Consider the following 14,499-nt stretch of genomic DNA (forward strand, 5'->3'; position numbering starts at 1 on the left):
GCTTCGCTCCGCTCGCGAGGACGGAGGAGCCTGCGTCCCTCGGCCGGACCCCGGCCTGATCCTAGGAAGGATCAGATGACGATCTGCTGAAGGGGCGGGAAGCCGTTGAAGGCCACCGCCGCGTAGGTCGTGGTGTAGGCGCCCGCCCCCTCGATCAGCACCTTGTCGCCGATCGAGAGCGAGACCGGCAGCGGGTAGAGCTGCCGCTCGTAGAGCACGTCCACCGAGTCGCAGGTCGGGCCGGCGATGACGCAGGGCTCGGTCGCCTCCCCGTCCCGCGCAGTGCGGATCGGGTAGCGGATCGCCTCGTCCATGGTCTCGGCGAGCCCCCCGAACTTGCCGATGTCGAGGTAGACCCATCGGACCTCGTCGGCCTCGGCGGACTTCTTCGACACGAGCACGACCTCGGCCTCGATCAGGCCGGCATTGCCGACCATGCCGCGGCCCGGCTCGATGATCGTCTCGGGGATCTGGTTGCCGAAATGCTTGGTCAGGCCCCGGAAGATCGCCTCGCCGTAGCTCTCCACGCCCGGCACCGCCTTGAGGTACTTGGTCGGGAAGCCGCCGCCGAGATTGACCATCGAGAGGCCGATGCCGCGCTCCGCGCACTCGCGGAAGATCGCCGCCGCGGAGCCGAGCGCCCCGTCCCAGGCCTCGGTGTTGCCCTGCTGAGAGCCGACGTGGAACGAGATGCCGTAGGCCTCGAGCCCCTGGCGGTGGGCGTGCTCCAGCACGTCCGCGGCCATCTCGGGCACGCAGCCGAACTTGCGGGAGAGCGGCCAGTCGGCGCCCGCGCCGTCGCACAGGATGCGGCAGAACACCCGCACCTCGCCCGCCGGCACGCCCAGCGCGTCGGCGGCGCGGGCGATCTTCTCGACCTCGGCCTGGCAATCGACCGCGAACAGGCGGATGCCGAGCTTGAGGGCGCGGCCGATGCAGCGCTCCTTCTTGATGGTGTTGCCGAAGGAGATCCGGTCGGCGGTGGCGCCGGCGGCCAGCACCATCTCCATCTCGGCGACGGAGGCGGTGTCGAAGCAGGAGCCCATCTCGGCGAGCAGGCGCAGCACCTCGGGCGCCGGGTTCGCCTTCACGGCGTAGAACACGCGGGTGTCCGGCAGGGAGCGCGCGAAGGCGGTGTAGTTGTCGCGCACGACGTCGAGGTCGAGGACCATCACGGGGCCCTCGTCCTGACCGAGGTCGCGGCGCACGCGCAGGAAGTCACGGATGCGGTCGGTCATGGTCGTCTCCCGGCACGGGTTCGCGAGCGCCCTACGCGGGGCGCGCTGTCGAAGATGACGGCCCGAACGGGCCGCCGGCGTCAGGGGGCGATGCGTCGCGCGGACCCACGCGCTTTGGAGACGCGTGCGTCGGAGCGGGCGCAGAGCACCCGGAAGCTGCCGTGGATTGGAAGGGAGGACCCCCACCGCACGCCGGGCAAAGAGAAACAAGCCTCTTCGGTGCCGGCCTGTGGAGGGCCGACGAGACCAAAAAAGCCCGTTCGTCGTTGCTTTAAGCTGCGTCCCCCGTGGAGAGCGGGGTTCGCCGGTTTCGCCTCCGGCTGCCGGTTGTTGTCGGGGTCCGGTGTTGCCACCTGGATGCCGGCCGTAGGGATCCACCCTTGCGACCATCGATCCTTTAAGACCCCTGGCGGCTGTCCGGCAGTTGACCGGATGCCCACCAACCGACACGCGGCCACAGGCACGTGCGAAATTGGGCACGGCGCATATACGGAGACGGGACCCGCGCGACAAGGGGAAACCGCCCCGGAACGCCCGCTTTTCCGCCCGCAATCCACACCCCGCGCGCTCCGTTGCAAAAACGACGCATCGACGACGCGCCCCGACCGCGTCGACGGGGCCGTGCGGGCTTCCCAAGCGGGGCGGAAGCGGGCATCTGACCGGACGGGGCAGAGTACTCAGGCGAGCGAGCGAGCGATGGCCGGGCCGACCAGATTCACCGCGACGGCGCGGGCGTGAGCGCCTCCCTGTGAGCGCCCGGTCATGAGCGCCCCCTTGCGCAGCCCGGTCGGCGACGGGCTCCCCGAGCCGACGATTCGCACCGCCACGCTCGCCGATCTCGACGCCCTCGTCGCCCTGGAGCACGCCGCCTTCGCCACCGACCGGGCCGAGCGCCGGGCGATCCGCCACGCGATCCGCTCGCTCTCCATGGACGTGCTGGCGGCCCTGATCGACCCGCCGGACCGGGATCCCGTTCCGGTGCTCGTCGGCGCCGCGGTGCTGGAGCGGCGGCGCGGCAGCCGGATCGCCCGGCTGGCCTCGATCGCGGTGGCGCCGAATCGCGGCGGCCTCGGCCTCGGCGGCCGTCTCCTCGACGCCGCGGAGGCCCGCGCCCGCGCGGAGGGCTGCGACCGGCTCCGGCTGGAGGTGCGCGCCGACAACGGCGCCGGCATCCGCCTCTACGAGCGCCGGGGCTACACCCGCTTCGCCGTGCGGCCGGACTATTACGAGGACGGGATGGAGGCGTGGCGCTACGAGCGCGCGCTGTAGGCGCCGCGCGGACTGCCGCGCGGACCACCGCCCAGCCGCCGGCTGGCCCGCACACCGTCCCGGCGATAGCGAGATCCGGCCAGGCGCGTCCTCGCGCCACACTCCGTCATCGCGGGGGCACCGGCAGGCCGACAGCGCTGAACCTGCGGCTCTTCGGGAGTGCGCCCGCAGGATACCTGGTCCCTCGCGCCGCGCCACGGACCGGCACAAACCCGCCGCGCGGCCGGCGACCGCGCCGATATCGTCACGCGAGAATGCGGTCCAATTCCCGACAATCCTCGCCAATTCTGGTCTTTGTCTTATATTACTTCACAATTCGGTCTATTATCGACCTATAAATCCGTACTTCTGTCGAAGAATTTCGGTCGATTGCCTGACAAAACCTTACGTTCTAAGACAGAGCATCGCGGGACATGAGATCTCACCGATGACTCGCTGGCTAGGACGCTTCTCGATCCGGACTTTGCTGTGCCTGGTGATCGTCATCATGGCCTGCATGGCGCTTGGCAACGCGGTGCGGACACTCGTCGACGCGCGGGCGCGGGCGGCGGGCGCCGCGAGAGCCCTGACCCTGACGCAGGCGAGCCAGGGCCTCCTCCGGACGATCCTCCCGCTGCGGCTCGAGCGCGGATCGACGCTCGCCCTCGGGGGTGAGGCGCCGGCGGACGCGAAGACCCTGTCGACCATCGCGGGGAGCCGGCAGGCGCTGACCGAGCATTACGGCCGGGCCCGGCGCAGCCTGGGCGATCTGGCAGAGCCGGCGGTCAGCGCGACGCTCGAGCGCCTGAGCACCGCGCAGGCGGCGATGGCGGACCTGCGCCCCCGCATCGACGCGGCCCTCGGGCTGCCGCTGGCCCGGCGTGACCCGGCGCTGCGGGACGCCGCGATGGCCGCCTTCCAGGACCTGCTCGAGGCGCTGACGGCCACGCTGAAGGCGGTCGACGCGGCCATTCCCCGGTCCGATCCGGTGCTGCAGCGCTATCTCGCCCTCAAGCAGGCGGCCTGGGAGACGCGCGTCGCCAGCGGCAACGTCGCGGTCCGGGTACAGGCCTCGCTGGTCGCCGGCGCGGCGTGGTCCCTGCCCGAGACGGTCGCGGCGGCGGCGGAGCGGACCGAGCTTCTGTCCGCGTGGCGCCGCACCACCGAGGCCGCGGTCGACGTCTCGGAGACGGTGCGGGCCGCGTACGAACGGGCGAAGGCCGCCAATTTCGAGGGCGACACCGAGGCCATCGCGCGGGCGGTCTTCGACGCGCTCAGCACGCACGCGCCCCCGCGCCACACCTTCGCTGAGCTGCGCGACCGCAACACCGCGAACCAGCGCTCCCTCGTCGCCCTCTGCGACGCGGCCCTCGACGCGATGGTGGCGCGCGCCGAGGCCCTCGCCGAGGACGCGCGGGGCGACGTCGCGCGCAGCGGGGCGGCGCTGCTGGCGGTGATCCTGCTGGTGGCCCTCGGCCTGTGGACCCTGTTCGGCGGCGTGCTGCGCCCGCTCCGGGTGCTGACCGCCACGATGGGGGCGCTGGCCGACGGGGACGCCTCCGTCACGGTCCCGGCGCGCACCTACCGCAACGAGATCGGCGCCATGGCGCGGGCCGTCCAGGTGTTCAAGGACAACCTCATCCGCGGCCGCCAGCTCGAATCCGAGGCCGCCGAGGCGCGTCAGGCGGCGGAGGCACGGCGCCGGTCCGACCTGCGGGCGATGGCCGAGCGCTTCGAGCGGACGGTCGGCGGCGTCATCGCCCAGGTCTCGGACGCGGCCACCGCGCTGCAGGGCACGGCCCAGACCATGACGGCCACCGCGACCGAGACCGCCAGCCAGTCCAGCACCGTGGCGGCCGCCGCCGAGGAGGCCGCCACCAACGTCGGCACCGTGGCGGCTGCGGCCGAGGAGCTCGGCGCCTCCGTGGAGGAGATCGGCCGGCAGGTCGAGGGATCGACCCGGCTCGCCCAGGGGGCCGTCGCGGAAGCGGGGCAGACCGGCGCGATGGTCCGGGACCTGAGCGACGCGGTCGCGCGGATCGGCGACGTGATCGGGCTGATCGCGGCGATCGCCGGGCAGACCAACTTGCTGGCGCTGAACGCCACGATCGAGGCCGCCCGGGCCGGCGAGGCGGGTCATGGCTTCGCGGTTGTCGCCGGCGAGGTGAAGGCCCTGGCCGCGCAGACCGCCCGGGCGACCGAGGAGATCGCGGGCCAGATCGCCGGCATCCAGGGCGTGACCGGCGGGGCCGTCGCGGCGATCGGCGCGATCACGGGGCGGATCCAGGAGATCAGCGGCGTGGCGAGCGCGATCGCGGCGGCGGTGGAGGAGCAGGGATCGGCCACCCGAGAGATCGTCCGCAACATCGGGGAGGCGGCCGTCGGCACCGGCGCGGTGACCCGCACGATCCTCGGCGTCGCCGGGGCCGCCGAGGAGACCGGCCGGGCGGCCAACGCGGTGCTCGCGGCGGCGTCCGCGCTGTCGCGCCAGTCCGAGACGCTCGCGGCCGAGGTCGCGCGCTTCCTCGACACCGTCCGGGCCGCGTGACCGGACGGTGCCGGGAGCCGCGCGGGTCTCCGCCCCGATCTCGCCCGTTTAGGGGAGTCTTACGGCTCGCGCGCTACAGCGTACGCAACGGGCGGGGGCAATCCCGCCGCGCATGAGTCGCCGTCCATGGCCGTGATCGTCGCCTTCGTCATCAATGCGGGGCTCAACTTCGTCCTCGGCCTGCTGATCGCCAAGCTGCTGGGGCCGGCGGATTTCGGCCGGTTCGCCCTCGCGACCACCGGCGCCATCGTGCTGAACACGGTGCTGTTCGAGTGGCTGCGCCTGTCGGCGACGCGGTTCTACTCGGGGCGCGTGCGCGTCGACGAGCCGTGGATCCGCCACGGGCTCGACCGGGCCTACCTGCGCATCGGCGCGCTGCTCCTGGCCGCCGCGGCCCTGTGCGGGGCCTTCGGCTTCGCCGGCGGCGCCGACGGGCGCGAGGCGGTCCTGTGCGGCACCGGCCTCGCGGCCCTGGGCATCGGCGTGTTCGACTACCACGCGGCCCTCGCCCGGGCGCGGTTCGACGGCAAGCTCTATCTCGGCCTCGTGGCGGTGAAGAACGTCCTGTCCTTCGCCATGATGGCCGCGGCGGCGTGGTGGCTGCCCCAGCCGGCCTGGGTGCTGGCGGCGGCGGGGCTCAGCCAGCTCCTCGCGGTGGCGGTGCTGCGCCACCCCCTGCGCGACCCGCGCACGCCCCTCGAGCGGCCGCGCCTGTCGACGACCTGGCGGGTCTTCGCGCGCTACGGCCTGCCGCTGATCGCCGCCAACACCGCCTACCAGTGCCTCGCCTTCGTCAATCGCGGCGCCATCGCGGGCCATGCCGGCTTCGCCGAGGCCGGCTACTTCGCCCTGGCGGCCGACGTCACCTCGCGCTCGCTGATGACGCTGGGCACCGCCCTCGACCTGCTGCTGTTCCAGTTCGCCGTGCAGGCCGAGGAGCAGAGCGGCCGCGCCGCCGCAGAGGCGCAGGTCGCCGCCAATGCCGGCACCGTGTTCGCCCTGCTGGCGCCCTGCGCGGTCGGCTTCTGGGCGGTGCTGCCGGCCCTCCAGGGCCTGGTGGTGCCGGACGCCTATCGCGGGCCGTTCGAGACCTACAGCACCGTGCTGATGCCGGGCCTGTTCTGCCTCGCGATGATGTTCTACGCCCTCAACCCGGTCTTCCAGATCCGCCGCCGGACCCTGCCGGTGGTCGCCGCCGCCCTGGTCGGCCTCGCGGTGAACGGCGCCGGCCTGCTGGTCCTCCCGGACCGGATGGGCGGGCTCGGCGTCGCGGTGGCGCAGACCGCGGGCCTCGCCGCCGCCGGAACGTGGCTCGGCTGGCGCGCCCTCACCGGCCCGGGGCGCATCGCGCTGCCCTGGGGCGAGATCGGCGTCGCCGCGCTCGCCTGCGCGGCGATGGGGCTCGCCCTCGCCCCCTTCCGGCAGCTGCCGCCCGCCACCGCCCTGGCCGTGCTGGTCCCGTCCGGGATGGTTCTCTACGGCGCCCTGGTCTGGATCTTCGACATCGCCGGCCTGCGCCGCCAGGTCCTGGCGCGCCTGCGCCCGGCGCGGACCGTGGCGGCGGAGTAGGCTCACGCGAAGGCGGCGCAGTGGAAATCCCGCCGCTGAAACCCCGCGACTCCGCCTGCGCTTGAATCCGCCGCCGGATCCGGCGACACCCGTCCTGGAATGGATACAAACAGGACCGGGACGGGAACGATGGGCGTCTACGAGCCCGGCACCGAGGCGGAGGCCGGGGAGATCGTGCGGGCGGCCGCCGGGCGCGGCGAGGGCCTGCGCCTCGCCGGCGGCGGCACCGCCGCGGGGCTCGGCCGGCCCGCACAGGACAGCGCGACGCTCTCCGCGCAGGCGCTCACCGGCGTCACGCTCTACGAGCCCGCCGAGATGGTGGTGGCGGCCCGGGCCGGGACGCCGCTCGCCGAGGTCGAGGCGCTGCTCGCCTCCCGCGGCCAGATGCTGCCCTTCGAGCCGATGGACCTGCGCGGCCTGTACGGCACCGCCGGCGAGCCGACCCTCGGGGCCGTGGCGGCGATCAACAATGCTGGCCCCCGGCGGATCAATGCCGGCGCCGCCCGGGACAGCCTGATCGGCGTGCGCTTCGTCAACGGGCGCGGCGAGGCGATCAAGTCGGGCGGCCGGGTGATGAAGAACGTCACCGGCCTCGATCTCGTGAAGCTGATGGCCGGCGCCCACGGCACGCTGGGCCTCCTCACCGAGGTCACCTTCAAGGTGCTGCCGACCTGCGAGCGGGTGGCGACCCTGGTCTTCTCCGGCCTGGACGACACGCGGGCGGTGACCGCCCTGTCGGAGGCGCTGGGCTCGCCCTTCGAGCTCACGGGCGCCGCGCACCTCCCGTCCGGGATCGGCGCCCCGGAGGCGCGGACCCTGATGCGCCTCGAGGGTTTCTCCGACTCCATCGACTACCGCACGGGCGAGCTGCGGCGCCTGCTGAAGCGCTACGGCCAGCCCGAGATCATCGACGGCGAGGCCGGCGCCGCCCTGTGGCGGAGGACGGTGCGCGACGCGGCGCCGCTCGCCGAGCCGCGGGAGGCCGCCCTGTGGCGGATCTCCACCGCGCCGACCCGCGGGCCGGCCCTGGCGGCGGCGGTCGCGGCCGAGCGCGACGCGCGCTGGTTCTTCGACTGGGGCGGCGGCCTGATCTGGCTCGCCACCGGCGCGGCGGGCGATGCCGGCGCCGCGACGGTGCGCCGGGCGGTGCGGGCTCAGGGCGGCCACGCGACGCTGGTGCGGGCCCCCGACGCCGTGCGCGCCGCCGTGCCGGTGTTCGAGCCGCTGGCCGAGCCGCTGATGCGGCTCACCGCCGGCATCAAGGCGGCGCACGACCCCGCCGGGGTGCTCAACCCCGGCCGGATGTACGCCGGACTCTGAAGCTTCAGATCCCGCCCCTCCCCGAGCGTGGGGAGCCGTGGCGCCGAGGACGCGACCCGTGCAGACCAACTTCGCCCCCGCCCAGCTCGCCGATCCCGCCATGGCGGCGTCGGAGAAGATCCTGCGGACCTGCGTGCATTGCGGCTTCTGCACGGCGACCTGCCCGACCTACCTGTTGCTCGGCGACGAGCTCGATTCCCCGCGCGGGCGGATCTACCTGATCAAGGACATGCTGGAGGGCGGCAAGCCGGCCTCGCAGGAGGTGGTCAAGCACGTCGACCGCTGCCTCTCGTGCCTGTCCTGCATGACCACCTGCCCGTCGGGGGTGCACTACATGCACCTCGTCGACCACGCCCGGGCCCATATCGAGGAGACCTACGCGCGCCCCGCCGGCGACCGGTTCCTGCGGGCGCTCCTCGCCCAGGTCCTGCCCTATCCGGGGCGCTTCCGCCTCGCGCTCACCGCCGCCAAGCTCGGCGCGCCGTTCCGGGGGCTGGTGGCCCGGCTGCCGCGGGTCGGCAACCGCCTCGCGGCCATGCTCGACCTCGCGCCGGCCGGGGCGCCGCCCCGCGAGCCGACGAACCGGCCCGGCCGGTTCCCGCCGGCGGGCGGCCAGGCGGCCGGGACGCCCGCCCGGCGCGTCGCCCTCCTGCGCGGCTGCGCCCAGAGCGTCCTGCGGCCGGACTTCAACGCCGCCGCGATCCGGCTGCTCAACCGGCACGGGATCGAGGTGGTGCACGCGAACGAGGGCTGCTGCGGGGCGCTGACCCACCACATGGGCAAGGAGGAATCGGCCCACGCCCATGCCAGGCAGGCGATCGACGCCTGGGACGCCGAGATCGCCCAGGGCCTCGACGCGATCCTGGTCACGGCCTCGGGCTGCGGCACGACCATCAAGGATTACGGCTTCATGTTCCGCGACGACCCGGCCTACGCCGAGAAGGCGCGGCGGGTCTCGAGCCTGGCCAAGGACGTGACCGAGTACCTCGCGCTGCTCGACCTGGCCCCCGTGGCCGAGACCGACCTCGTCGTGGCCTACCACTCCGCCTGCTCGATGCAGCACGGCCAGGGCATCCGGCTGGAGCCGAAGACACTGCTCAAGCGCGCGGGCTTCACCGTGAAGGACGTGCCCGAGGGCCATATCTGCTGCGGCTCGGCGGGAACCTACAACATCCTGCAGCCGGAGCTGGCGCTCAAGCTGCGCGCCCGGAAGGTCGCCAACATCGAGCGCGTGCGCCCCGACGTGATCGCCACCGGCAACATCGGCTGCGCCACGCAGATCGGGAAGGGCACCGCCATCCCGATCGTCCACACGGTCGAGCTGCTCGACTGGGCGACCGGCGGCCCGAAGCCCGCGGCGCTCGCCGGGGTGACGCCGCGGCTCGAAGCGGCGGAGTAGGCACACGCCTGTCGCGTGGCGCCGCGTTCACCGTGACAGGCCCGTGACATCTATTCACGTTGACCCTTGCCAAATCCGCGCAGCGGTCTGTAATGATGTCGACCCCTCTCCGGTCCCGCCGGTCGCCGCAACGGCCCGCGGACGTGACCGAATTCCTCGCGAAAGCGGTCGCGGTGTCGCGGCGGGCCCTGTCGGTCCGCTTGGCGGCGGCATGTGCCGCCCGCGATCGGGCAGGTGTCGCACGACGCGGCGGAGATCCTCCGCCGCACCCAGGAATTCACGGCCGGTCCCCCGCCGGCCGAGATTGTTTCGCGAGGTCGGGACCACGATGGACGGACGCACGGCCCAGCATAAGGCTGCGCGTGCCCCGGAGGCGCAAACGGTGCGTCACGCCGGTCCGTCCGTCCGCCCGGCCTGTTTCAACCCCAGGCGCCCAGGGCGCCGAACGGCGGTTGACGGCAATTTCCCCTCGAACCCATCCGCCTCGGCGACGAGGCCGGCATCCCGCCCGACAGCATTGACGTCGGGCGAGGCGCCGCCGGGACCACGGGCACGGAGAACGACGTCGGCCGCCATGCCGAGAGTCCGACATGGCCAACAAAATGCTGATCGACGCGATGCACCCGGAGGAGACCCGGGTCGTCACGGTCCACGGGTCTAGGGTCGAGGAATTCGACTTCGAAGCCGCCAACCGGCGCCAGCTGCGCGGCAACATCTACCTCGCCAAGGTCACCCGGGTGGAGCCGTCGCTCCAGGCGGCGTTCGTCGAGTACGGCGGGAACCGCCACGGCTTCCTGGCCTTCAACGAGATCCATCCCGACTACTACCAGATCCCGCTGGCCGACCGGCAGGCACTCCTCGAAGAGGAGGCCCGCGACGCCGAGGAGCACCGCGAGCGCGAGGAGCGCCGTCGCCGGTCGTCGTCGCGCCGGTCCCGCGGCCGCCGTGCCGAGGCCCGCGCCCGCGGCGCCGACGAGACCGTGAGCGCCGAGGACACGCACGCGGCGTCCGAGAGCGAGGATCAGGCCGAGATCCGGAACGAGTCGGGGATCGACCCGGCCGTCCAGCCCGACACGCTGTCCGAGAACCCCGAGGCCGTGCAGGAGGCCCTCGCCTCCGAGGCCGCCGCCGGCGACCTCCCGGAGGGTGAGCCGGCGCAGGCCGCCGAGCCCGCGACCGAGACCGCGCCGGTCGAGGCGCAGGCGGCCCCCGCCGCGTCGGAGTCGGTCGCCGCCGACTCCGCCCCGTCCGAGGACGCCCCCTCCGAGCCGGAGGCCCGCATCGCCGTGGCGGAGGCGCTGACCGTGTCCGACGCGCCGGACGAGACCGCCGCGCACGCGATCGTGACGGAGGAGAGCGAGGCTGGGGCGAGCGAGGCCGAGGAGACCGCGCCGACCGCCGCCGACCCGTCGGCCGAAGCGTCGGACGAGGCCTCCGAGGAGGACGACGAGGAATCCGACGACGACGAGGATGAGGACGAGTCGGAGGACGACGAGGACGAGTCTGACGAGGATGACGACTCGGACGAGGAGTCCGATGAGGAGTCCGACGATCCCGACGCCGAGCCCAAGATCGCCCAGGTCGGCGGCAACGGCGACGCGCTGGCCGAGATCCCGGAGCGTCCGCGCCACTACCGCCGCCAGTACAAGATCCAGGAGGTGATCAAGCGCCGCCAGATCATCCTGGTGCAGGTGGTCAAGGAGGAGCGCGGCACGAAGGGCGCGGCGCTCACCACCTACCTGTCGCTCGCCGGCCGCTACTCGGTGCTGATGCCCAACACCGGCCGGGGCGGCGGCATCTCCCGCAAGATCACCTCGGCGGCCGACCGCAAGCGCCTGAAGGAGGTCGTGCAGGACCTGGAGGTGCCCGAGGGGATGGGCGTCATCCTGCGCACCGCCGGCGCCTCGCGGTCCAAGCCCGAGATCGCCCGCGACTTCGAGTACCTGATGCGCCTGTGGGAGTCGGTCCGCGAGCTGACCCTGACGTCGATGGCGCCGGCCCTCGTCTACGAGGAGGGCTCGCTGATCAAGCGCGCCATCCGCGACCTCTACAACAAGGATCTGGACGAGGTTCTGGTCGCCGGCGAGGACGCCTACCGCGAGGCCAAGGACTTCATGCGGATGCTGATGCCCGGCCAGTCCAAGGTCGTGAAGCCCTACCGCGACTCGACGCCGATCTTTGCCCGCTTCGGCGTCGAGCAGCAGCTCGACGCGATGTTCTCCACGCACGTCTCGCTGAAGTCCGGCGGCTACCTCGTGATCAACCCGACCGAGGCCCTGGTCTCGATCGACGTGAACTCCGGCCGCGCCACCCGCGAGCACGACATCGAGGACACCGCCCTCAAGACGAACCTGGAGGCCGCCGAGGAGGTCGCCCGCCAGCTCCGGCTGCGCGACCTCGCGGGCCTGATCGTCATCGACTTCATCGACATGGAGGAGAAGCGGAACAACCGCGCCGTCGAGAAGAAGCTCAACGAGTGCCTGAAGAACGACCGCGCCCGCATCCAGGTCGGCCGGATCTCGCCCTTCGGCCTCCTGGAGATGAGCCGCCAGCGGATCCGCACCGGCGTGCTCGAATCCTCCTCGATCCCCTGCGCCCATTGCGGCGGCTCGGGCTTCGTGCGCGCCACCGCGTCGGTGGCGCTGCACATCCTGCGCTCGATCGAGGAGGTGCTGCTCAAGTCGGCCTCCCACAACCTCGTCCTGCGCACCCGCACCGAGATCGCGCTCTACATCCTCAACCAGAAGCGCGGACACCTGCGCGAGCTCGAGGTGCGCTTCGGCGTGACGATCACGATCGCGGCCGACGAGCGGCTGGCGGCGACCACACCGTTCCAGCTCGACCGCGGTGAGCCGGCCCAGCGGGCGGAGGGCCCGGTCACGGGCGTACGCGCCCAGGCGATCTCGCCCGCGATGGAGTTCGACGACGAGGACGAGGAGGCCGACGAGGCCGAGACCGAGACCGAGACTGAGACCGAGACCGACGCCGAGGGCGAGGCCGACGAGGGCCGCGCCGAGGCCCGCGAGGACGGGTCGCGCGAGGAGGGCGAGGGCCGCCGCCGCCGCCGTCGCCGCCGCCGGCGCGGCGGTCGCCAGGAGGGCCGCGGCGAGGACGGGCGCGCCGAGGACGATCGCGGCGACGACGATCAGGACGACCAGCAGGACGACGGCCGCGACGACGCCCGTTCGGACGCGGAACGGAGCGATGGGGACTGGGACGGCGCGCAGCCGGCCGGGACCGAGGCTCCCGCTGCGGCCGTCGCCGCGGAGGCCGGCGAGGCCGACGAGGCCGTCGCGGGTTCGGACGAGGCGGCGCGGTCCGAGGACGAGGGCGGCCGTCGCCGCCGCCGCGGGCGCCGGGGCGGCCGCGGTCGCAGCGAGGGCCGCACCCGCGAGGCGTCCGAGACGGACGACGCGCCGGAAGCCGCGGGCGATGTCGTCGCCCTGTCGGCGGAGGAGCCGGTGAGCGCCCAGGCTGTGGCCGAGGCGATCGAGGCGGCGCCGGCCGCGGCCGCCGAGGACCGGACCGAGACCGCGGTGGACCTGCCGGTGGCCCCGGTCGAGTCCGCGGCGCCGGCGGCCGATCGGGCGACCGTCGGCGCGCAGGCCGAGGCCGGCTCGCCCGAGGCCGCTCCCGCCGAGCCGGCGCCCGAGCCCGTGGCGATCGTGCTGACGCCGCCGTCCGATCCGGACCGGCCGAAGCGCGCCGGCTGGTGGTCGCGCACCAAGGCGGCCCTGACCGGCGAATGAAGCATTGCGCCCCCTGATAGAGCGCTATCAGGGGGCGCAACTTCTCGAAGTAGACGTGTTGCGCTGCACCGATGCCCCGCAACGCTTGTCGAGAGACTTGTCTATCCTTCACCATTGGTTGAAGGTTCTGTGTGACCATGCGCCCCGATTAGAGTGTCGGAGAGGCCCGCATGTTCAGTTTGCGCCGGCAGCGTCAGATCCCTGACGCGCTAGCAACCCCGGTGACGGCGACCGCCCCGGTCGAGACGGCGGCGGTCTTGCCAGTCGAGACGGCCCCGACGCCCGTCGCGGAGCCGGCCGTCGATCGGGAATGGCTGACTCTCCTGGCGCGCCTGTCCGCCTCCGCGTCCGACGCCGGCACCTCGATCGGCTGGATGACCCACGACGCCTCCGGCACCGCCGAGCAGGCCCGGCTCATCGCGGCCGCCAGCGAGGAGCTCGCCGCGACCACGGGTGAGATCGCCGCCCGCTCCTCGTCGGCGGCCGAGATGGCCGAGACGGCCCGGGCCGGCATCGCCACCTGCGTGGGCGACCTGCATCGCGCCACCGACGGCATGCGCGGGATCGAGGAAGGCACCGAGGAGATCGGCAGCCGGCTCGACAGCTTCTCCACCGCGGCGCTGCGGATCGAGGAGATGGCCGGCACGATCGCGGCGATCTCGGCCCAGACCAACCTGCTGGCGCTCAACGCCACGATCGAGGCGGCGCGGGCCGGCGAGGCCGGCCGCGGCTTCGCGGTGGTCGCCGCCGAAGTGAAGACGCTCTCGGCGCAGACCGCGAAGGCGACGGACGAGATCCGGGCGCGGGTCAGCGGCCTGCGCGAGGAGATGGCGGCGATGCAGGCCGCCGTGACGCGCAGCCGCAACGCCGTCGAGGCCGGCGCGTCCGCGATGGTTCGGGCCAATGCCCGCGTCGAGGCCGAGAGCGGCGCCGTCGCGAACGTCGCGGCGCAGATGCGTGAGGCCTCCGAGATCCTCGGCCAGCAGATGCAGGCCACCGGCGACATCGCCCAGAACGTCGGCCGCATCGCGGAAGGGACCGACAAGGCCCGCCGCGAGATCGGCGACGCCCTCGCGCAGCTCGGACGGATCGAGGATCTCGGCCGCACCCTGCTCGACCGGCAGACCGGCACCGCCGCGGATCAGCGGGTGATCCGCCTGTCGGCGGACTGCGCCGCGTGGCGGCGCGCCATCGCGGCGACCCTGGTCGGCATGCGCTCGACAGACACGCCGCCGGAGGGGGTCCCCGCCGACGCGACGCGGCCGGCCGCCATCGAGAAGCCCCTGGCGCAGGCCCGCGAGCAGGCGGCCGCCCTGGTCCGCCACGTGCGCAGCCAGACCTGGGACTCGGCGACCACGGCGTTCGTCGCCTTCGAGGCGGCGGTGAAGGAAGCCCGGGCGGCGATCGAGGCCTGAAGGTCATCCGACC

General features: G+C 73.4%; 8 protein-coding genes. 7 read left to right on the top strand and 1 reads right to left on the bottom strand.

Going from position 1 to position 14,499, the window contains the following annotated elements:
• Positions 1-71: 71 nt before the first annotated feature.
• Complete coding sequence (locus ASG32_RS12750) at positions 72-1,238, bottom strand: type III PLP-dependent enzyme (RefSeq protein ID WP_056526447.1); 1,167 nt, start codon at positions 1,236-1,238, stop codon at positions 72-74.
• A gap of 762 nt (positions 1,239-2,000) precedes the next feature.
• Here ASG32_RS12750 and ASG32_RS12755 point away from each other — a divergent pair.
• From ASG32_RS12755 to ASG32_RS12785, 7 genes are all read left to right on the top strand, one after another.
• Positions 2,001-2,507, top strand: a complete 507-nt coding sequence (locus ASG32_RS12755; protein ID WP_042672356.1) for a GNAT family N-acetyltransferase — start codon at positions 2,001-2,003, stop codon at positions 2,505-2,507.
• Positions 2,508-2,934: 427 nt separating this feature from the next.
• The gene (locus ASG32_RS12760) at positions 2,935-5,034 is read left to right on the top strand and encodes a methyl-accepting chemotaxis protein (protein ID WP_056526450.1); all 2,100 of its coding nucleotides are present in this window, start codon (positions 2,935-2,937) and stop codon (positions 5,032-5,034) included.
• A gap of 126 nt (positions 5,035-5,160) precedes the next feature.
• Positions 5,161-6,603 carry a polysaccharide biosynthesis C-terminal domain-containing protein gene (locus ASG32_RS12765; RefSeq protein WP_056526453.1) on the top strand — a complete coding sequence of 481 codons (1,443 nt, stop codon included), beginning with the start codon at positions 5,161-5,163 and terminating at the stop codon, positions 6,601-6,603.
• A 129-nt stretch (positions 6,604-6,732) separates the two neighbouring features.
• On the top strand, positions 6,733-7,923 hold the full coding sequence (locus tag ASG32_RS12770) for an FAD-binding protein (RefSeq protein ID WP_056526456.1): 1,191 nt from the start codon (positions 6,733-6,735) through the stop codon (positions 7,921-7,923).
• Positions 7,924-7,981: 58 nt separating this feature from the next.
• Positions 7,982-9,322 (top strand): glycolate oxidase subunit GlcF, encoded by a 1,341-nt coding sequence (glcF, locus tag ASG32_RS12775; RefSeq protein ID WP_056526458.1) that lies wholly within the window; start codon positions 7,982-7,984, stop codon positions 9,320-9,322.
• Between the two features lie 590 nt (positions 9,323-9,912).
• On the top strand, positions 9,913-13,071 hold the full coding sequence (locus ASG32_RS12780; RefSeq protein ID WP_056526461.1) for a ribonuclease E/G: 3,159 nt from the start codon (positions 9,913-9,915) through the stop codon (positions 13,069-13,071).
• Positions 13,072-13,241: 170 nt separating this feature from the next.
• Positions 13,242-14,486: a methyl-accepting chemotaxis protein gene (locus ASG32_RS12785; RefSeq protein ID WP_056526464.1), complete on the top strand. Its 1,245-nt coding sequence runs from the start codon at positions 13,242-13,244 to the stop codon at positions 14,484-14,486.
• Positions 14,487-14,499 lie beyond the last annotated feature (13 nt).

Origin of the sequence: Methylobacterium sp. Leaf361 (assembly GCF_001424445.1) — a bacterium.
Taxonomy (GTDB): Bacteria; Pseudomonadota; Alphaproteobacteria; order Rhizobiales; family Beijerinckiaceae; genus Methylobacterium.